Source organism: Methylovirgula sp. 4M-Z18, assembly GCF_037890675.1.
Taxonomy (GTDB): Bacteria; Pseudomonadota; Alphaproteobacteria; order Rhizobiales; family Beijerinckiaceae; genus 4M-Z18.
The window spans coordinates 2,194,135-2,212,317 of the sequence record NZ_CP149574.1 but is presented as its reverse complement, the minus strand read 5'-3'; the positions used below and the strand labels follow the sequence as shown (position 1 = coordinate 2,212,317).

17 protein-coding genes are annotated in these 18,183 nt (G+C 60.0%); 9 read left to right on the top strand and 8 right to left on the bottom strand.

Going from position 1 to position 18,183, the window contains the following annotated elements:
- Window positions 1-57: 57 nt before the first annotated feature.
- Window positions 58-792 carry an RlmE family RNA methyltransferase gene (locus V9T28_RS10290; RefSeq protein ID WP_116398870.1) on the top strand — a complete coding sequence of 245 codons (735 nt, stop codon included), beginning with the start codon at window positions 58-60 and terminating at the stop codon, window positions 790-792.
- A 172-nt stretch (window positions 793-964) separates the two neighbouring features.
- Window positions 965-2,455, top strand: coding sequence for an IMP dehydrogenase (guaB, locus tag V9T28_RS10285; RefSeq protein WP_116398869.1), 1,491 nt, complete (start codon window positions 965-967; stop codon window positions 2,453-2,455).
- Window positions 2,456-2,551: 96 nt separating this feature from the next.
- Here guaB and V9T28_RS10280 read toward each other — a convergent pair whose 3' ends face one another.
- The 4 genes from V9T28_RS10280 to V9T28_RS10265 form a co-directional block, all read right to left on the bottom strand.
- Window positions 2,552-4,243, bottom strand: coding sequence for an AMP-binding protein (locus tag V9T28_RS10280; RefSeq protein ID WP_116398868.1), 1,692 nt, complete (start codon window positions 4,241-4,243; stop codon window positions 2,552-2,554).
- A 94-nt stretch (window positions 4,244-4,337) separates the two neighbouring features.
- A complete protein-coding gene (locus tag V9T28_RS10275; RefSeq protein WP_116399803.1) occupies window positions 4,338-4,769 on the bottom strand; it encodes an HIT family protein in 432 nt (143 codons plus the stop codon).
- Window positions 4,770-4,822: 53 nt separating this feature from the next.
- Window positions 4,823-5,335 carry a Spy/CpxP family protein refolding chaperone gene (locus V9T28_RS10270; protein WP_116398867.1) on the bottom strand — a complete coding sequence of 171 codons (513 nt, stop codon included), beginning with the start codon at window positions 5,333-5,335 and terminating at the stop codon, window positions 4,823-4,825.
- Window positions 5,336-5,416: 81 nt separating this feature from the next.
- Complete coding sequence (locus V9T28_RS10265) at window positions 5,417-6,649, bottom strand: GNAT family N-acetyltransferase (protein WP_116398866.1); 1,233 nt, start codon at window positions 6,647-6,649, stop codon at window positions 5,417-5,419.
- 116 nt (window positions 6,650-6,765) lie between these two features.
- On the opposite strand from V9T28_RS10265, the gene V9T28_RS10260 reads away from it, so the two are divergent.
- On the top strand, window positions 6,766-7,515 hold the full coding sequence (locus V9T28_RS10260; protein WP_116398865.1) for a lysophospholipid acyltransferase family protein: 750 nt from the start codon (window positions 6,766-6,768) through the stop codon (window positions 7,513-7,515).
- Window positions 7,516-7,517: 2 nt separating this feature from the next.
- On the opposite strand, the gene V9T28_RS10255 is transcribed toward V9T28_RS10260, so the two are convergent.
- Together V9T28_RS10255 and V9T28_RS10250 are read right to left on the bottom strand one after the other, a co-directional pair.
- A complete protein-coding gene (locus V9T28_RS10255; RefSeq protein WP_116399802.1) occupies window positions 7,518-8,258 on the bottom strand; it encodes a glycerophosphodiester phosphodiesterase family protein in 741 nt (246 codons plus the stop codon).
- Between the two features lie 23 nt (window positions 8,259-8,281).
- The gene (locus V9T28_RS10250) at window positions 8,282-8,755 is read right to left on the bottom strand and encodes a RidA family protein (RefSeq protein ID WP_116398864.1); all 474 of its coding nucleotides are present in this window, start codon (window positions 8,753-8,755) and stop codon (window positions 8,282-8,284) included.
- 170 nt (window positions 8,756-8,925) lie between these two features.
- Between V9T28_RS10250 and V9T28_RS10245 the strand changes: the two genes are divergently transcribed.
- Window positions 8,926-9,750 carry a cell envelope integrity EipB family protein gene (locus V9T28_RS10245; protein ID WP_245423854.1) on the top strand — a complete coding sequence of 275 codons (825 nt, stop codon included), beginning with the start codon at window positions 8,926-8,928 and terminating at the stop codon, window positions 9,748-9,750.
- 4 nt (window positions 9,751-9,754) lie between these two features.
- Here V9T28_RS10245 and V9T28_RS10240 read toward each other — a convergent pair whose 3' ends face one another.
- On the bottom strand, window positions 9,755-10,975 hold the full coding sequence (locus V9T28_RS10240; protein ID WP_116398863.1) for a UbiH/UbiF family hydroxylase: 1,221 nt from the start codon (window positions 10,973-10,975) through the stop codon (window positions 9,755-9,757).
- Window positions 10,976-11,231: 256 nt separating this feature from the next.
- Between V9T28_RS10240 and V9T28_RS10235 the strand changes: the two genes are divergently transcribed.
- Both V9T28_RS10235 and V9T28_RS10230 read left to right on the top strand, forming a co-directional pair.
- Entirely contained in the window at window positions 11,232-12,167 is a 936-nt protein-coding gene (locus V9T28_RS10235) for a bifunctional 5,10-methylenetetrahydrofolate dehydrogenase/5,10-methenyltetrahydrofolate cyclohydrolase (protein ID WP_116399800.1), read from the top strand.
- A gap of 129 nt (window positions 12,168-12,296) precedes the next feature.
- Entirely contained in the window at window positions 12,297-12,986 is a 690-nt protein-coding gene (locus V9T28_RS10230; protein ID WP_116398862.1) for a Crp/Fnr family transcriptional regulator, read from the top strand.
- A gap of 5 nt (window positions 12,987-12,991) precedes the next feature.
- On the opposite strand, the gene V9T28_RS10225 is transcribed toward V9T28_RS10230, so the two are convergent.
- Entirely contained in the window at window positions 12,992-14,746 is a 1,755-nt protein-coding gene (locus tag V9T28_RS10225; protein ID WP_158554687.1) for an AsmA family protein, read from the bottom strand.
- A gap of 287 nt (window positions 14,747-15,033) precedes the next feature.
- Here V9T28_RS10225 and V9T28_RS10220 point away from each other — a divergent pair, with 287 nt between their 5' ends.
- The 3 genes from V9T28_RS10220 to V9T28_RS10210 all read left to right on the top strand — a co-directional run bounded on the left by V9T28_RS10220 (window position 15,034) and on the right by V9T28_RS10210 (window position 18,158).
- The gene (locus tag V9T28_RS10220) at window positions 15,034-15,735 is read left to right on the top strand and encodes a CoA transferase subunit A (protein WP_116398860.1); all 702 of its coding nucleotides are present in this window, start codon (window positions 15,034-15,036) and stop codon (window positions 15,733-15,735) included.
- A 20-nt stretch (window positions 15,736-15,755) separates the two neighbouring features.
- Complete coding sequence (locus V9T28_RS10215; RefSeq protein WP_116398859.1) at window positions 15,756-16,412, top strand: CoA transferase subunit B; 657 nt, start codon at window positions 15,756-15,758, stop codon at window positions 16,410-16,412.
- A 78-nt stretch (window positions 16,413-16,490) separates the two neighbouring features.
- Window positions 16,491-18,158, top strand: coding sequence for an ArnT family glycosyltransferase (locus V9T28_RS10210; RefSeq protein WP_116398858.1), 1,668 nt, complete (start codon window positions 16,491-16,493; stop codon window positions 18,156-18,158).
- Window positions 18,159-18,183 lie beyond the last annotated feature (25 nt).

Here is an 18,183-nt window from a genome sequence, read left to right as displayed (position 1 = left end):
TGTATGTCGTTGCCCAGACATATAATGTCGATGGCGGCAATTGGATGAGCTGACGAGATGACGGCAGGCAAGACAGGGGGCGGATCCGGCCGCGAAGGTGGCCGGTCGCTCAAGACGCGGGTGAAGACGGCGGGCAAGCGCTCTGTCAGCTCGACCCGCTGGCTACAACGGCAGTTGAACGACCCTTACGTCGCGCGCGCCAAGCGCGAAGGTTATCGCTCGCGCGCGGCGTTCAAGCTGATCGAAATCGACGAAAAATATAAGCTCCTGAAGGCGGGGCAAAATATCGTCGATCTCGGCGCCGCACCCGGCGGATGGTCGCAGATCGCGGCGCAAAAGGTCGGATCGGCGGAGGGCAGAGGCAAGGTCGTCGGCATTGATCTTCTGGACATCGAGCCGATCGCGGGGGTCGATTTCCAAGTCATGGACTTCCTCGATCCCACCGCGCCCGACCGGTTGAAGGAGATGCTCGGCGGATTGGCGGATGGCGTCATTTCCGACATGGCGGCGAATGCCACCGGCCATAAGAAAACCGACCATCTGAAAATCGTGGCGATTGCGGAACTGGCGGCGCATTTTGCCGTCGAGGTCCTGAAGCCGGGCGGGTATTTCCTCGCCAAAGTGCTGCAGGGCGGCACCGAGCACGAGCTACTGACGCTTCTGAAGCGCGATTTTGCGACCGTGCGGCACATGAAGCCGGCGGCGAGTCGGGCGGATTCGGCGGAACTTTATGTGCTAGCCACGGGATTTCGCGGTGCGCGGCCGCGTGCGGACGACGAGATGCAGCCATGAGCCGTTCGCAGGTTCGTTTCGCGTGAGTCTGCTTCCCTCTTCTGGCTCCCCGTGCTAAGAGCCCTCGCCAACTCATAAAGGCGCCCACGAATCGGGGCGTAAGGCATTCTTGCCATTGTTGTCACAAAGATCAGGCAGGCTTTCTAAAAGGCGTCTGCCAACGGAGTTGGTTATGGAATCGTTCGTCCGTCCGCGTTTTGTCGAAGCTCTTACTTTTGACGACGTGCTGCTCAAGCCCGGCCACTCCGAGGTGATGCCCAGCGGTGTCGATATCAGAGCGCGGCTCACCCGCGACATTATGCTCAATCTGCCGATTTTATCGTCCGCAATGGACACGGTCACCGAGGCGCGGCTCGCCATCGCCATGGCGCAGGCCGGCGGTATCGGCGTGATCCATCGCAATCTGGAGCCGGACGAGCAGGCCGAGGAAGTGCGTAAGGTCAAACGGTACGAGAGCGGCATGGTGGTCAATCCGATCACCATGTTCCCGGACGAAACCTTGGCGAATGCCTTGGCTCTTATGAGCCGCCACAATATTTCCGGCGTTCCCGTCGTTGAGCGCGACGGACAGGGCAAGCCGGGCAAATTGATCGGTATTGTCACCAATCGCGACGTGCGCTTTGCCGACAAGTCCGATCAGCCGATCTCCGAATTGATGACCAAGAAACTGGTGACAGTACGCGAAGGTGTCGGCCAGGACGAAGCGAAGCGGCTGTTGCACACCCATCGCATCGAGAAACTGTTGGTCGTCGACGACGACGGCCGCTGCGTCGGCCTCATGACAGTCAAAGACATCGAAAAGGCGACCTTGTATCCCAACGCCTGCAAGGACGAAGCAGGGCGTTTGCGGGTGGCCGCCGCGACGACGGTCGGCGACAAGGGTTTCGACCGTGCGCAGATGCTGCTCGATGCGGGCGTCGACTGCATCGTCATCGATACCGCGCACGGCCATTCGCAATCGGTGATCGACCAGGTCGGCCGGGTGAAGCGGATTTCCAACAAGGCCTCGGTGATCGCCGGCAATATCGCCACGGCGGAAGCCGCGAAGGCGCTGATCGACGCCGGCGCCGACGCACTGAAGATTGGCATCGGGCCTGGCTCGATCTGCACGACGCGCATTGTCGCTGGCGTCGGCGTGCCGCAATTGACCGCGATCATGGATGCAGCCGAAGCGGCGGCGAAAAGCGATACGCCGGTCATCGCCGACGGCGGCATCAAATTCTCGGGCGATCTCGCCAAGGCGATTGCCGCGGGCGCCGGCTGCGTGATGATCGGCAGCCTCCTGGCCGGCACGGACGAGAGCCCGGGCGACGTGTTCCTATACCAGGGCCGTTCGTTCAAGTCCTATCGCGGCATGGGCTCGGTCGGCGCGATGGCGCGCGGTTCGGCCGACCGCTATTTTCAGCAGGACATCAAGGATCAGATGAAGCTGGTGCCGGAAGGCATCGAAGGCCAGGTGCCTTATAAGGGGCCGGTGGGCGCTGTGCTGCATCAGCTTGCCGGCGGCCTGCGGGCGGCCATGGGTTATGTCGGCGCAAGTACCATCGCCGAATTTCAAGCGCGCGCACAATTCGTGCGTATCTCATCGGCGGGCTTGCGCGAGAGCCATGTCCACGACGTCGCCATCACGCGCGAAAGCCCGAATTATCCGACGCGCGTATAAGTTTACGCGCCTGTCTCCGGCGTAGTCTTGCCGTGGCTTCCTGGTTTCCGAACTGGGAAACCACGTAGGCGTTCAGGATCTCTCGCCATATCCGCTTCACGCGGTTTTTCGCTCGTCGAGCGCCAGTTCCTCGATCATTTTCTGCCGCATGACGAATTTCTGAATTTTGCCCGTGACAGTCATCGGGAACGCGTCGACGAAGCGGATGATTTTCGGAATTTTGTAATGCGCGATTTCGCCCGTGCAGAAGGCGACGACATCTTCCTGCGTCAGCGTCGCATCGGACGGTATGATCCAAGCGCATAATTGTTCGCCGAATTTGGCATCGGGAATGCCGAAGACCTGCACGTCGCGTATCTTGGAATGGCGATAGAGGAATTCCTCGACTTCGCGCGGATAGATATTCTCGCCGCCGCGGATGACCATGTCTTTGATCCGGCCGACGATGTTGCAATAGCCTTCCGCGTCCATCACGGCGAGATCGCCCGTATGCATCCAGCGGCCTGCGTCGATGGCCTCCGCCGTCATGGCTTCGTCGGCCCAATAGCCGCGCATCACGGAATAGCCGCGCGTCAGCAACTCGCCCTGGGCGCCGGTGGTGACGATATGGCCATCGGCATCGACGATCTTCACCTCGACATGCGGATGAATGCGTCCGACTGTCGAGACGCGGCGCTCGAGACTGTCGTCGACCGAACTCTGGAAGCTCACCGGACTCGTTTCCGTCATGCCGTAAGCGATCGTGACCTCGGGCATGTGGAGGCGGTCAATGACTTGCCGCATCACCTCGATGGGGCAGGGCGAGCCCGCCATAATGCCGGTGCGCAGCGAGCTGATGTCGTATCGGGCGAAATCGGGGTGGTTCAAAATGGCGATGAACATGGTCGGCACGCCGTAGAGGACGGTGCAACGTTCTGCCGCAATGGCCTTAAGCACCTGCTCGGGGTCGAAGCTCTCCGATGGGATCACGAGACACGCGCCATGACTGACCGCGCCGAGCGTGCCCATGACCATGCCGAAGCAATGATAAAACGGCACGGGGATGCACAAAACGTCGTCCGGCGTCAGCCTGATCGCCTCGCCGACGAAAAAGCCATTGTTGAGAATATTGTGATGGGTGAGCGTCGCACCTTTGGGTTGTCCGGTCGTTCCGCTGGTGAATTGGATGTTGATCGGATCGTCGAACTGCAGGCTTGCTTCGATCTCACGCAGTACCTGTCTCGCAGCCGCGTCGGCCATCGCGCCGACGGCATCGAAGTTGAACATGCCGGGGGTGTTTTCGTTGCCGAGCCGGATCACAAGCCGCAAATGCGGCAACCGATGCGCGCGCAATGCGCCGGGCGCGAAATGGGCAAGTTCCGAGGCGAGATCCTGCATCATGCCGATGTAATTGCTGGTCTTGAAGCTCGGTGCCAGGATCAGCGCGGTGCAACCGACCTTGTTCAGCGCATATTCGAGTTCGTGCAGGCGATAGGCGGGATTGATGGTCACCAGGATGAGCCCGGCCTTGGCCGCGGCAAATTGCGCGACGACCCATTCGGCGCAATTTGGGGACCAGATGCCGATCCGATCGCCTTTGCGTAAGCCCAGCGTCAACAAACCGGCGGCAAAGCGCTCGCTCTCCTGCTGCAGCTGTTCGTAGGTCCAGTGGATATTCTGCCGCGGTGAGATAAGCGCCGCGCGATTTGGCGTCGCCTGCGCGACCCGCTCCAAACACGCACCAATGCAGTCGCTCAGCAGCGGCACATTGCTGGCGCCATGAACGTAGCTGAGATTGCTCCTCCCCATGGCGATCTCCCTATCGAAGATCGATCCTAATCGAAGTCGCACGGGCAATCAAAGCGATCTAAGGCCATATTGCAAGGCGACAGGCCCTAGGCGGTTAGCTTTGGGCGAGAGCCGCCTTAATCTTCTCCGCGTGAGCGGCCAGAATCTCGGGCTTCGCCATAATGCCGGCGTGGGGCCGCAACTCGACGCCGCTCCAACGGGGCAAGATGTGAAAATGCAGATGGAAGATGGTCTGCCCGCTGACGCTTTCGTTGAATTGATCGACCAGCAGGCCTTCAGCCTGCATGCCCTCTTTGACAGCGCGTGCGACTTTCTGCACCGCAGGCATCATCGCCGATAAATCGGCAGGAGCAATATCGAGAAGATTGCGCGCCGGGGCTTTGGAGATGACCAGCGTATGGCCATCGGCCCGCGGCATGATGTCGAGGAACGCGAGGGCCGTATCGTCCTCGTAGATTTTGTGACAGGGCAGCTCGCCGCGCAGGATTTTGGCGAAAATATTATCGGGAGCATAGGCTATCGACATGGAAACCTCGGGAAAAATGCCTTCCCAAGGTGTCGCAAGCGCCCGGCAAAAGGTCAAGGCTGCGCCGGTTCGTCCTCGTCGTCGCCCTGTTGCTCATGATGGTGACCCCAGCGGCGCATCATGCCGGGCCCATGCATCTCGTTGAACGCGGCCTTCTGCTTGTCGTCCAGGGTATTGTAAAAGGCCTCGAGCTTCGGCTGCACGCTGTTGATCGCAGCCGCCATGACGGTCATGCGCTTAGCGGCAAAGGCTGCGCGGCCCGGCAGCGACGTCATGTCGGGTTTTTCCAGGCACAGGCTCTTCGTGTCTTCGATGGCCTTTGCGACCGAATCCTCGAGATCCTTGAGCGCCGGCTTCTGCGCGTCGGTCAGTTTCAGCATTTCGGTCAGCCGCGCCGCGACTTTGTCAGCGGGGAAGGGCGGGGTGGTGGGATTGCATAGACGGCCAAGCATCGCATTTCCGTGGCCAAAGCCCACGGGCGCCGGTCCCATCTGTGCGAAGGCAAATCCCGCGCAAATCGCGACGATGGGGACGGCTGCGAACAGCGCTCGAAACACTTTTGTCATTATTTCTCTCCTCAAGGCACGGCGCAGCGCCAGAATTTTGAAGAAAAATGACTGCGAACCCCATGAAATTCAAATTAAACTTTAGTCATTCCCGTCTTGCTGGGGTTCATTCTGCAAGATCTTGAACGGCGCATGTTCCGCGTAGATTTCAATGTTTTGCGCGACCTGCGTCCGCTCGTGCAGCAAATAATCCGCCACCGCGCGCTTGAGGCCCGGATGCGCGAAATCATGGACCGAATAGGTCGTGACGGGCATGTAGCCGCGCGCCAATTTATGTTCGCCCTGCGCACCCGCTTCGACCCGCTGCAATTTGCGTGAAATCGCAAAATCGATTGCCTGATAATAGCAGACCTCGAAATGCAAGAAGGGGTGATCCTCGATCGTGCCCCAGTTGCGGCCATAGAGAGCATCGTCGCCGATGAAATTGATGGCGCCGGCGATCCAGCGGCCATCGCGCTTGGCCATGACGAGCAGGATGCGGTCGGCCATGCGGGCACCGACATCGGTAAAAAAGGCGCGCGTCAGATATGGGCTGCCCCATTTGCGCGAGCCCGTATCCATGTAGAACGCGAAGAACGCATCCCAGTGCTCCTTGCGAATATCGGCCGCGGTCAGCCAATGGACCGTGATGCCGGCCTGCAGCGCCTCCTTGCGTTCCTTACGGATCATCTTGCGCTTACGCGAGGACAGGCGTGCAAGGAAATCGTCAAAACTCACGTAGCCGTCATTGTTGAAATGAAACTGTTGGCCCGTGCGCGGCAGGAAATCATGGGCTGTCAGCGCTTGCCATTCGCGCTGTTCGAGAAAGGTGACGTGGATGGACGAGGCCTTGGTTTTCGCCTGCAGTGCGTGTAGCCCGGAGATCAGCGCCGCTTCGATGCGAGCCGACTCAGGATGCGGGCGGACCAGCAGCCGCCGGCCGGTGACCGGTGTGAAGGGAACGGCGACCAGCAGCTTGGGATAATAGCTGCCACCCACCCGCTCATAGGCTTCGGCAAACCCGTGATCGAAAACATATTCACCATAGGAATGCGATTTGAGATAGGTCGGACAGGCGCCCACGAGCGCTCCGGTTCCGTCCTCTACGATGATATGCGCCGGCGTCCAGCCGGACCGGCCTCCAACCGATTTCGACGTTTCGAGCGAATAGAGGAAATCGTACGAAATAAAGGGATTGTAGCGCTCGCCCACCGAGGTCCCGGGGAGGGTGCATCTCTCCGTCTGGCACAGTGGATTGGCGCAAGCGTCCCAATCGGCGGCGGAAATTTCGCGTAAAGAGGTGACGATTTTCAGGGAAAGACCGGTAGGGCTCATGCGGCTAATTTAGGGTGCATTGTGCGGTGCGAATAGGTGGCCGCCCGCAAATATGCCGCAAAAATCCTTCACCTTCGCCGATCCTAACCCTAATCTGTTGCGCCAAGGAGATGATCATGGCCCTGCTCGAAGGCGCAAATCTGGAAACCCACGCCGCGGTCGGGCGCTTACGGTCGCTACTGTTCAATATTTGCTTTGCGTCGGTGACGGCTCTGTGGGCGGTGCCGATTCCATTTCTTGCCCTGTTCGGCAGCCCGTCGCGCGCAGTGCGTATGATGGCGCGGAACTGGGCGCGGATGGTGCTCGCGCTGCTGCATTGGATCGTTGATATTTCCTATGAGGTCGAGGGCCGTGAGAATATTCCGGCTGAGCCTTGCCTCATCGTTTGCAATCATCAATCGACTTGGGAAACGATCGCCTTCAACGTGCTGTTTCCGAATGTGACTTTGGTCGCCAAGGAAGAACTGGGCAAGATCCCGGTATTCGGCTGGTACCTCAAGCGCGCGCCGATGATTTTGATCGATCGCGATGCGGGCGCCGCGGCGATTCGCAAAATGGCCGAGGCGAGCCGGAAGGCTCTCGCGCAAGGCCGCTCAGTCGTAATTTTTCCTCAAGGCACTCGCGCAGATGCCGACGACAAAGTCGATTTCAAACGCGGCGTGCAATTGCTCTATCACGTGCTCGACGTGAAAGTCTTGCCGGTGGCGCTGAATTCGGGCCGCTTCTGGCCTTCGGGCAAGGGCGAGAAGCACGCCGGAAAGATTCGGGTTTCCTGCCTGCCCGTCATTTCACCAGGCTTGAATGCCGCTCATTTTCTCTCGCAGGTGCAAACCAGCGTCGAACTGGAGCGGCAACGATTGTCCTGATCCTAAGGAACAAATCCTTCGAAGACCATTTGATCGGCGTATCGGGCGACCTTTTCGCGTTGCTCGGGCGTTCGCACTGTCCAGCTCATCACCGGCAAACCGACCGCGTTGCGCAGAAGGTAGGGCACCGCCGTGTCGATATCCTGCACCCAAAATGAGAGAAAATCGGGTTTCGTCTCGTTCCAGTGAAGGAAATTTTCCATCACATGCTTCCGTTCCGCGCTCATCTCGTCCCATTCTTCGTCATCCCATCGCGCCTGCGAGACGATGCCGAGCGGGCGGGGCCTCGCTTGAAGAAGCTGCGGATTGCGCCGCAAATGCGCGATCACGTCGGAGTCGAAGCTCTTGATCGCGACGGGGCCGTCGTAGTCCGCGAGGATGGCGGCGACACGCTCGACGAGCCGCATGTCGTTGTCAAACCGGCTCTTGATCTCGCATGTGAGCGGAACACGCCCGGCCAACAGTTCAAGGAGTTGGGGCAGGGTAGGAATGCGGTCCTTCCCCATCTTGAGCGGAATGGCGGCCAGCTCCTGGACACTGTAGCGGTCGACACTGCCCCGACCTTCCGTCAGGCGATCGAGGGTGAAGTCGTGGAATACGACGGCCTCGCCGTCAGCGGTCAGCTGCACGTCGCATTCGATGCCAAAATCCAGGACGATTGCAGCTTCGGCGGCTGACTTGGTGTTTTCCAGGATGGCTCTGCTCTTGTCATGCAGACCGCGATGCGCGATCGGCCGCCGCATCAGCCAATCGGGACGAAGGAAACTCACGCTTCGATCTCGAACATCGCCTCGACCTCGACGGCGGCATCGAGCGGCAGTTCGGCGACGCCAATGGTGGAGCGAGCATGCCGGCCCTTGTCCCCAAGCGCCTCGACCATGAGGTCGGAGGCGCCGTTCATCACCCCGGCGAGCGCCGCGAAATCAGGGGTGGCGTTGATGAAGCCACCGAGGCGGACGCAGCGTGCGATACGGTCGAGGTTGCCGAGCGCAGCCTTTGCCTGGGCAAGCAGATTGATGGCGCAATTGCGCGCTGCGGCCTTGCCCTCTTCCGGTGAAACGGTTGCGCCGAGCTTGCCCTTGTGCTGATCGGCAAGCTTGCCGTCTGCGCCCAGACACAATTGACCGGAAATGATCAATAAGTTGCCGGTGATGGCGGCCGGCACATAATTGGCAAGTGGAGCCGCGGCAACGGGCAAGACAATACCAAGCTCTTTGAGGCGAGCGTCGATCTGGGACATCTTAAGAATCTCCGAAGGGCAAAACCGCGCGCGACATTGCCGATTGCATGGGCGGGGCGCAAGGGTGAAAGAATGTGGCAAGAATTTTATGATCTGCTTTATTACCCTATTTTCGCCTTATCGTCCTGCCATCACGGATTCGGGCGCGAATGCCGTAAAAGGAGCTGGTCTTGATCAAAACGCATCGTCTCGCAGCAGGGTTGTTGTTGCCGGGATTGTTGATCGCCGGACAGTCCGCACACGCCCAAAACATGCCGCTTCTGGCCCATCGCGCCACATATGATCTGACCTTGGTGAAAAGCGAGGGCAACCGCGCGCCCAGCGCCGCTACCGGGCGCATCGCCTATGATTTTACCGGATCGGCCTGCGAGGGCTACGCGACGAAATTTCGCCAAGTGGTCCAGCTGGAGCCGCAAGAGGGTCCGCAGCGCATCACCGACATGCGGTCGGCGACGTTCGAAGATGGCGACGCCAAGAGTTTCCAATACACGATCGATACGCAGGTCGATGAGCAGGAAGCCGACAACGTCGACGGGGCGCTCTCGCGCGGCAAGGATGGAACGATCTCGCTGAAGCTCAAGCGCCCGAAAGCCGACAAGGCGAGCCTTGCCGCGGCGGTGCTCTTTCCCACTGAACATATTTTGCACATTCTCGCGGCGGCCGGAGCCGGCGAGACGACGCTCTCGGCTCAGGTCTTCGACGGGTCCGACAACGGGGAAAGGGTTTACGACACTTTGACGGTGATCGGTCATAAGACGATGACTCCGGCGCCTGAAAAGGCTGGGCAGGTCGACGCCCTGAAAGACGTTCCACGCTGGCCGGTGACGATCAGTTATTTCGATCAGGAAAAGGGTGCCGATACGCCGGCCTATACGATGTCGTTCGATCTTTACGAGAACGGAGTGTCACGGGCGCTGCGCATCGATTATGGCAGTTTCACGCTTGCAGGCGAACTGACCCATTTGGAAGTGATCAATCAAAAGGCCTGCAAATAGCAGACTATGATCGGGTGCGGGCGGCACGCATGATTCTGGGGGCGCCGAACTGCGGTGTGACGCCCTCGCGCATGGTGAAATGCCGCAACGGCTTCAGGAGGCTCAAACCGACCAGTCCTGCGCCGCGCATGAAATCTACGGGCAGATAAGGGGCCAGTAAGGAGCGGTTGAGTAGATCGATCCCCCACGAACGCGTCGCAACATCGTTGCGGCGCCGCTCGTCATAGGCTTTGGTCGGAGTCGCGTCACCGATATCGGTGGAGATATTTTCTTCAATTATTTCGGAGAGATGTGCAATATCTCTCAATCCAAGGTTGAGCCCCTGGGCACCGATTGGGGGAAAGACATGCGCCGCCTCTCCCATCAATAGGATCCGGTGGTCGGCAAACCGATCGGGTGTCATGCCCTGCATAGGAAAGATGCCACGCCCCACGAGCAAGGTTATTTTGCCCAGCATGGATTGCGCCTGCCTTTCGATCTCATTGGCAAGATCGGCATCCGTCAGGGCCTTCCGGCGTTCGGCCTCTTCGGGCGTCATCATCCAGACGAGGCTCGAGCGGTTCTGTCCATCCTTCGGCGGCAGCGGCACGAGCGTAAAAGGCCCGTGCCGGGTGTGAAACTCGGTCGAGGTGTTTTGGTGGGGCCGCCGGTGTGCAAGCAGGGCGGTGAGGGCGATCTGCGGATAGGTCCATTCGCGAACATCGATCTGGGCGGCTTTCCGGCCAAGCGAGTGACGGCCGTCGGCGGCGACCAGCAATTGCGCCTCGAACGCATGTCCTTCCTCGCTGGTTGCCGCGACGTGATCGTCTGCGAAGGAAACGTCCGCCAAGAGTCCGTCGATCAAAGTCAGATTCGGATGGGCCTGAACCTCCCGCACCAATTCGCCGATCAGATCGGCATTTTCGAGATTCCAGCCGAACTGGTCGAGGCCGATTTCCGACGCCTCGAAAAAGGCCGGCCCGGTCCGAAACAACGATCCGGTGTCATCGATGATGCACATTCTTGCCAACGGCGCAGCGTGCGGAGCGAGCCTCGGCCATAGGTCCAGCGCCTGCAACAGGCGAATGGATCCGTCGAACAAGGCGACCGTGCGTGCGAGCCGCCGGGTTTCGATCCGCCCGACAATGATCGCACGACGCCCTAGCCGAGCCACGCTGAGGCCGGCCAGAAGGCCGACGGCACCCGCGCCCGCAATCAGTATTTCGGTCTTTGCCGCTGTGCCCATAGCCTGTTCTTTTCGTCTAAAATCCCGCCGTGACGATGTGTCGAGAGCCTAACCAAAACATCATATGGCGCATCAACCTCTTATAGCATGCAGCGTCAAGCGAAAGAGCCGGCTCGCCTATGCGTCCGAAATGGGAGTGGAGCAGCTAATTTTTGCGGGTCGTTTTTCCATCGTTTTTTGCCGCTTTGCCCTTGGCGATACTTGGCGCCAGTCGCTACAAGAGCGCATCCTTCCTGCCCAATTGCGCGGAGCGCTCATGACCGACACGACTGGCATTTTGAAACCCCTTTCCTCGGGCGCATTGATGATTGACGGCAAAGCGGCTTCCGCCGCCGTGCTCGAAGAGGTCAAACGTCACGCGGCCGAGCTCACCGCCAAGGGGATCCAGCCGGGGCTTGCGGTGGTCCTGGTCGGCGAGGATCCGGCAAGCCAGGTCTATGTGCGGGCGAAAGGGAAAGCGGCCAAGGAATGCGGGTTCCACTCGGTTCAGCACACGCTGCCGGCGTCGACCTCGGAAGCCGAGCTCCTTGCCCTCGTTGCGGATCTCAATGCCGATCCGGCAATCCACGGGATTTTGGTGCAACTGCCGCTCCCGAAAGCGATCAATGCCTCGCGCGTGCTCGAAGCGATCCTGCCGGCCAAGGATGTGGATGGCTTCCACCCTATCAATGTCGGCCTGATTGCCATCGGCGAGCCGGGCCGGGCGTTGGTGCCGTGTACGCCGGCCGGTTCGATGGTGTTGCTGCGCAAGGCCTGCGCCGCGCTGGGTGCCCGCCTTGCGGGATTGAATGCGGTCGTCGTCGGCAGGTCCAATATCGTCGGAAAGCCGATGGCGCAGTTGCTGCTGGCCGAGAATTGCACGGTCACGGTCGCCCATTCGCGGACGCAGGATCTGCCGCAGGTGGTCCGGCACGCGGATATCGTCGTGGCGGCGGTAGGCCGGGCCGAAATGATCAAGGGGGATTGGCTGAAACCCGGTGCGATCGTCATTGACGTCGGGATCAATCGGATCGCGGCGGAAGGCGGCAAGACCCGATTGGTTGGCGACGTCGCCTATGCCGAGGCCGTACCGCATGTGCGCGCGATCACGCCTGTCCCTGGCGGGGTCGGGCCTATGACGATCGCCATGCTGATGGCCAACACATGCGTTGCGGCGCATCGTATCGCGGGACTGCAAGCGCCGGAATTCTGATACGGGGCAAGATGGCGGTAAGACACAATCGGCGGGCCTTTGCCGCCGGGGTGGTCTTCGAGCGGGCTTGACCGACAAGGCAAAACCTTGTCCGATACAGGCTCAGACTCGCAAGAAGTTGGGTAGATCATGCAAAGTATCGCCCGTATTCCGTTTTTTCAGGATATCCAGGAACTGGATCTCGATAAATACGGGCATCGTTGTACCTGGCGGCGATACAATCAGAATGAAATCGTCGTTGATTTCGAGGATCAGTCGGATGACGTTTTCTTCATTCTGTCCGGCGAAGTGCGCGTGCAAATCCGCACCGCCGCCGGCAAGGAGATCATCCTGGCCGATCTGCGGGCGGGCCAGTTTTTCGGCGAATATGCGGCCATCGATCACATCAAGCGGTCGGCCAATGTGACGGCGCTGAGCCGGTCCGAGCTCTGTATCATGCCGGCTGCGGTTTTCATGGAGATTCTGTTCGCATCGCCGGCCGCCTGCGGCCGCATTTTGCGGCTGCTGACGGGCCGCGTACGCGAGTTGAATGCGCGCCTGACCGAGCATTCGGTTTTCGATCTCAAACACAGACTCTATGCGGAGCTCTTGCGGTTGTCCCAGCCTCGTCACGGCCACGCGGGCGAGCGCGTGATCACACCGCCGCCGTTTCATCATGTCTTGTCAGCGCGCATTGGCTGTCGGCGCGAACAGGTGACGCGGGAACTCACCCTTCTGTCGACGGAAAAGCTCATCGCAAAGACTCGCGGGGCCCTCGTCATCCTGCGGCCCGAGGTCCTTGAGGCGCGCCTGGCCCATGCGTTGAGCGAAGACGCTTAGGACTACTATTTGACCATATCCGGATGAATCTTAGGCCTGTTCCACGGACCCGTGATGTCGAGAGACAATTGCGGGTCGGCGGGTGCCGCGTGAAGCGGATGTGCTTGGGCGCTGATTCGACATTGCCCATCCACCAGATTGACGCTCCCAGCAAATGCTCCGGCGAAGGTCGGGCTGGTCAGTGTGCCGTTCTGAAAGCGAATATCTTCACCTGAAAGTTGAAATGCTGCAGCGAGACTTTCGAAGGATGTACGTCCGCCGTGACTCTCCAAGAGCTCTCCGAGCGATCTGTCCGCCAAATGTCGCAGCGCCAACTCCGTGTCAAAGCCGCCGATTTCGCCCTGGTTGATTGAGACTTGACCTGTTCCGGCAACGTTGTTCGCCCATTCGGCAAGGCTTGTTCCAGTCGTTTGCCAGGTCATTTGCCCCGACAGCAGTCCCGAGATCGACGGAGTATAGGCAAGATCTTGCGCTAGGTTTTGCGAATTCAAATCTGTCGCACTGGCGCTTCCCTCGACGCTCACGCGATCGCCATCGCTGCGAATGACCGACTTGAACTTGACGATACCGCCGTAGCCCTGCGTCTCGCCAAGCGAGATTTCCAGTTGATCGGAGTTTGAAAGGACGGAAATGGCAGCGTCTTGCAACTTGACCGGTCCGAAGAGGGCGGTCGTTGCAAAGAGCCGGACGTCGAGGTCGGCATGGCGCATGTCGCGGAACAAATTTGCGATGAAGGCTTTCGATTGCTCCGAAATGCTCTGGAGCGGGGCGGGAGATGCGGAGCTGCCGGTCGCAGGGCTGAACGCGAGCCAATCGGTACTCAACGTTGCGGAAAGATGCGGCTTGCCGCGCTCGCCGGTGAGGACCATGGACCCCGTATAGGCGACCTTGTCTAGTTGAAGCGACGCATTGACGAGCGAAACTTCGTGCCGAAGCCCGTGCAGATCTCCGGAAAAATCCAGGTTCTGCACCATGTCAGGCACGGGCAGCATTACGTGGAAATTTTCCAGCAAGCGCGGCAGGTCGGTGATTTTGCCGGATATTTTGCCCAAAATCTGCGCATTGACGGCGGTTGAAATCTCACCTTCGTAGGTCGTCCACGCGATGGGCGTGTGTACCCGCAGAATCGCATTGGACGCTGCGCCTTGCATCAGACCTTGCGGATTTTCGACCCACCCGGACAGATCGCCTGTAAGCTCATGCCAGCGGGCGTGGCCGCTAAAAGCAGCGGGCGCGCCGAGCTTGGGCCAATCCACGGCGGCGGTGATGTCGCGGACGACCGTATCGGGGATGGCCGAGTCCTTGAAGATTGAGACCGTGCCCGAGCGGATTAAGATCTTGCCGATGCGCTCCGCCGGATCAGTCAGTTGCCGGCTGGCGTTGGCAAGATCCGCCCGCGCAAGGATCAACCGCCTGGCATCGATATGTATATCTGGTTTGCGCAACATGAATGCATCGAATTCCAGCCTGCCGAAAAGCAGCGGGCCGAGGCGCAGCCGCGCCCGCATGGCTGGCGCGTCGACATGAATGGCATCGAACCTGTCATGCAGCGTCACGTCGGTCAGGCGCAGCCCCGGATGGGGCGCAAGTTCGAGCGCAACTTCCCCCTGCGCATCCATATTGAGCCCGCTGAGCTGGTATATTTGCGCGAAAAGATGCTTTTGCAGGTTCCGGGTAAAATTTTCCCACGGCGCGAAAAACCCGCCCGCAACGAGGATGAGTCCTGCAAGGATCAGCCATTTCAATTGCTTAAGAGCCATGTCCGACGCGTTCGTCCTCGATTGAACAGTCCTTACATAGACGACGGCTCGGTCAGATGCAAAATCGTCGCAGCACGATTGCGGGCCCTCGACGACACCTGTGCGAAATGGTACCTCCAGAAGGCGTTTCGGCGGGATGGGCAATGTCATGCAACGGCTGGCGCGCGCATTTTTCTCACGAGCCGTTCGGCTCCTCAACGAAAAAGACGCTATAAAACAATCAGTTGTAGCATTTTCTTGATTCTCTCGAATCGATAAAGTGCCCCGGGATGGAAGGACAGATCCGGATGGGAAAGGTTTACTCCGATGCGGTCGCGGCCCTGGCTGGGCTTTTGCGTGACGATATGACCATCATGGCGGGCGGCTTCGGCCTTTGCGGCATTCCCGACTCGCTGATCGAGGCCGTGCGGCTTTCCGGCGTCAAGGGGCTGACGGTGGTTTCAAACAATGCGGGCATCGACGGCGTCGGGCTCGGTGTTCTTCTCACCACGCGGCAAATTCGGAAAATGATTTCGTCCTATGTCGGGGAAAACAAGACGTTTGCCCAGCAATATTTGGCCGGCGAACTTGAGCTTGAGTTCAATCCGCAAGGTACGCTCGCGGAACGCATCCGCGCCGGCGGCGCCGGCATTCCGGCATTCTATACCAAGACCGGCGTTGGAACCTTGGTTGCGGAGGGCAAGGAACTCAAGGAGTTTGACGGCGAGACCTATGTGATGGAGCGCGGCATCGTCGCCGATCTCTCCATCGTCCATGCCTGGAAGGGGGATACCGAGGGCAACCTGATTTATCGGATGACCGCCCGCAACTTTAACCCGATGATGGCGACGGCGGGCAAAGTCACCGTGGCCGAGGTTGAGCATCTGGTCGAGCCGGGTGAGATCGACGCGAATACGATCGTGACGCCGGGCATCTTCGTCCAGCGCCTGGTCCATGTCCCGAATCCGGTCAAGCGGATCGAACAGCGTACCACCCGGAAAAGATCTTAAGAGAATCGGAGGCATTCGACATGGCTTGGAACCGCGATCAAATGGCGGAGCGCGCCGCACAAGAATTGCGTGACGGATTTTATGTCAATCTCGGCATCGGCATTCCGACTCTGGTCTCGAATTACATCCCGCAAGGCATGAGCGTGCAGTTGCAGAGCGAAAACGGCATGCTCGGCATGGGTCCCTTTCCCTTCGAAGGCGAGGAAGATGCCGACCTCATCAACGCCGGCAAGCAGACGATTACCGAACTGCCGACCACGAGCTATTTTTCGAGCGCCGATTCCTTTGCGATGATCCGCGGCGGCCATATCGATCTTTCGATTCTGGGCGCGATGCAGGTTGGGGAGAATGGCGATCTCGCGAACTGGATGATTCCGGGCAAAATGGTGAAGGGCATGGGCGGCGCCATGGACCTCGTCGCCGGCGTCAAGCGCGTCGTCGTCCTGATGGAACACGAGGCCAAGGGCGAGGCAAAAATCCTGCACCGCTGCTCTTTGCCGCTCACCGGCGCGAATGTTGTCGATTTGATCATCACCGATCTTGCGGTTTTTACCATCGACAAGAAAGGCGACGGCGGTCTCACCTTGGTCGAGACGGCGCCCGGCGTGTCGCTCGATGAGATCAAGCAGAAGACCGAGGCCGATTACAAAGTGTCGGCGGAACTGAAGACCCATTGAGGTTGAAAGCGAGAGCTGTGTCAGGAATCCTTTTCTCTGCGTGTCGGAGAACGGGCTTTGCAGTTTGAGCCCCGTGCCATGATCTCGCAGAGCATATCGCACGGCTCGGCCTTGGTCCGGCTCGTCATCGCGTGCCTGATCCTGTTTCTGGTCGGCTTTTTCACGTTGCCGCCCATGGATCGCGACGAGCCGCGTTTCGCCCAGGCCTCCAAGCAAATGATCGAGACGGGCGATCTCGTCACGATTCATTTCCAAGAGGAAGCGCGGCTCAAGAAGCCCGTCGGCATCTATTGGCTGCAGGCCGGCGTGGTGAAAAGTGCCGAAGCTTTGGGCGTGCCGGACGCGGCTCATAAGATCTGGCTCTACCGAATTCCGTCCTTGCTGGGCGCGCTCACGGCGGTCCTGCTGACCTACTGGGCGGCGTTGGCGATCATGACGCGCAATGGCGCCTATATCGCCGCGCTTTTGTTCGCATCGACGATTCTGATCGGGGTCGAAGCGAGGCTCGCCAAGACCGACGCGGTCATTACTGCGACCGTCGTTGCGGCGATGGGGGCGTTGCTGCGCGTCTATCTTGCGCGACGTGAGCCCCTGCTCAAAGTCACGGCGGGCGCCGGCAATGCATTCATCTTCTGGACGGCCTTGGCAATCGGCATCCTTGTGAAGGGGCCGGTCACGCCGATGATGCCGATCCTGGCCATGCTCGTTCTGTCGATCAAGGATGGGGATGTGAGCTGGCTGAAGGTGCTGCGTCCGGCACGCGGTCTTCTCTGGTGCCTGGCTCTCGTGCTGCCCTGGTTCATCTTGATCACGCTGAAAACCCACGGCGCGTTTTTCGCAGAATCCGTCGGCAAAGACCTCGGCAGCAAGGTGGCTGGCGGCCAGGAATCGCATGGTATGTGGCCGGGCTTCTATCTCGCTGCCTTTTGGGCGACGGCCTGGCCGATGGCGCCTTTCGCTGCGGTCGCGGCGCCGTTCGTGTGGGCCCAGCGGCGCGATCCCGCCGTTACCTTTCTTCTCGCATGGCTTGTTCCGGCCTGGCTGGTGTTCGAGGCCGTACCGACCAAATTGCCCCATTACGTGCTGCCGCTCTATCCGGCCATTGCGATCCTCATCGCGCTCGGCTTCGTGCGCGGCGCCTTCGCATCGTGGCGGATTTGGCAGAAAGCCGTTCTCGTGCTGCTGCCCATTGTTGCGCTGGTCGTGCCCGGCGCCGCTGTCTTTGGCATCGTCAAATACGATATGGCCATCAGCCCGCTCACGGTGGTTGCTGGCCTCGTCGCGGCCGCTGTCGCCGCCGGCGCCGCGGGATTGCTCTGGCGCGGGCAGGTGATGATGGGAATATTCGCTGCAGTCCTTGCTGCGATGGCCCTGAGCGCGACAGCCTATATCGGCATCCTTCGCCTTCCGGCCTTCGACTATTTTGCCTTGTCGCCGCGGCTGAGCGCGGCCGTTGCGGCTGCTTTCCCGGCTGGATCGTGCGATCCTGAGATTGCAGCGACAAGCTACCATGAGCCGAGCCTGATCTTCCTGACGCGCACGGATCTTGCGATCACCGACGGCGCCGGCGCGGCCACATTCTTGAAGCAGGGCGGGTGCCGGGCGGCCCTTGTCGAGGCCAAGGACGAGCCTGCATTTCAGGCCGCCCTCGGCCCTTCGGACGAGGTCGCGCTCGCGACCCGGATCGCGGGCATCAATCTCAACGGTGGGCACAAGCTCGACATTGGCGTCTATGTGCGGCATTAGAGCGAGCTTGAATTTCAGGACGGAA

What these genes read in the sequence shown, in the direction of transcription:
- V9T28_RS10290 (WP_116398870.1), top strand. Translation starts at nt 58, where the DNA reads ATGACGGCAGGCAAGACAGGGGGCGGATCCGGCCGCGAAGGTGGCCGG.
- V9T28_RS10275 (WP_116399803.1), bottom strand. Translation starts at nt 4,769, where the DNA reads ATGTCGATAGCCTATGCTCCCGATAATATTTTCGCCAAAATCCTGCGC.
- V9T28_RS10260 (WP_116398865.1), top strand. Translation starts at nt 6,766, where the DNA reads ATGGCCCTGCTCGAAGGCGCAAATCTGGAAACCCACGCCGCGGTCGGG.
- V9T28_RS10235 (WP_116399800.1), top strand. Translation starts at nt 11,232, where the DNA reads ATGACCGACACGACTGGCATTTTGAAACCCCTTTCCTCGGGCGCATTG.
- V9T28_RS10220 (WP_116398860.1), top strand. Translation starts at nt 15,034, where the DNA reads ATGGGAAAGGTTTACTCCGATGCGGTCGCGGCCCTGGCTGGGCTTTTG.
- V9T28_RS10215 (WP_116398859.1), top strand. Translation starts at nt 15,756, where the DNA reads ATGGCTTGGAACCGCGATCAAATGGCGGAGCGCGCCGCACAAGAATTG.
- V9T28_RS10240 (WP_116398863.1), bottom strand. Translation starts at nt 10,975, where the DNA reads ATGGGCACAGCGGCAAAGACCGAAATACTGATTGCGGGCGCGGGTGCC.
- V9T28_RS10230 (WP_116398862.1), top strand. Translation starts at nt 12,297, where the DNA reads ATGCAAAGTATCGCCCGTATTCCGTTTTTTCAGGATATCCAGGAACTG.
- V9T28_RS10210 (WP_116398858.1), top strand. Translation starts at nt 16,491, where the DNA reads ATGATCTCGCAGAGCATATCGCACGGCTCGGCCTTGGTCCGGCTCGTC.
- V9T28_RS10280 (WP_116398868.1), bottom strand. Translation starts at nt 4,243, where the DNA reads ATGGGGAGGAGCAATCTCAGCTACGTTCATGGCGCCAGCAATGTGCCG.
- guaB (WP_116398869.1), top strand. Translation starts at nt 965, where the DNA reads ATGGAATCGTTCGTCCGTCCGCGTTTTGTCGAAGCTCTTACTTTTGAC.
- V9T28_RS10270 (WP_116398867.1), bottom strand. Translation starts at nt 5,335, where the DNA reads ATGACAAAAGTGTTTCGAGCGCTGTTCGCAGCCGTCCCCATCGTCGCG.
- V9T28_RS10265 (WP_116398866.1), bottom strand. Translation starts at nt 6,649, where the DNA reads ATGAGCCCTACCGGTCTTTCCCTGAAAATCGTCACCTCTTTACGCGAA.
- V9T28_RS10250 (WP_116398864.1), bottom strand. Translation starts at nt 8,755, where the DNA reads ATGTCCCAGATCGACGCTCGCCTCAAAGAGCTTGGTATTGTCTTGCCC.
- V9T28_RS10225 (WP_158554687.1), bottom strand. Translation starts at nt 14,746, where the DNA reads ATGGCTCTTAAGCAATTGAAATGGCTGATCCTTGCAGGACTCATCCTC.
- V9T28_RS10255 (WP_116399802.1), bottom strand. Translation starts at nt 8,258, where the DNA reads ATGCGGCGGCCGATCGCGCATCGCGGTCTGCATGACAAGAGCAGAGCC.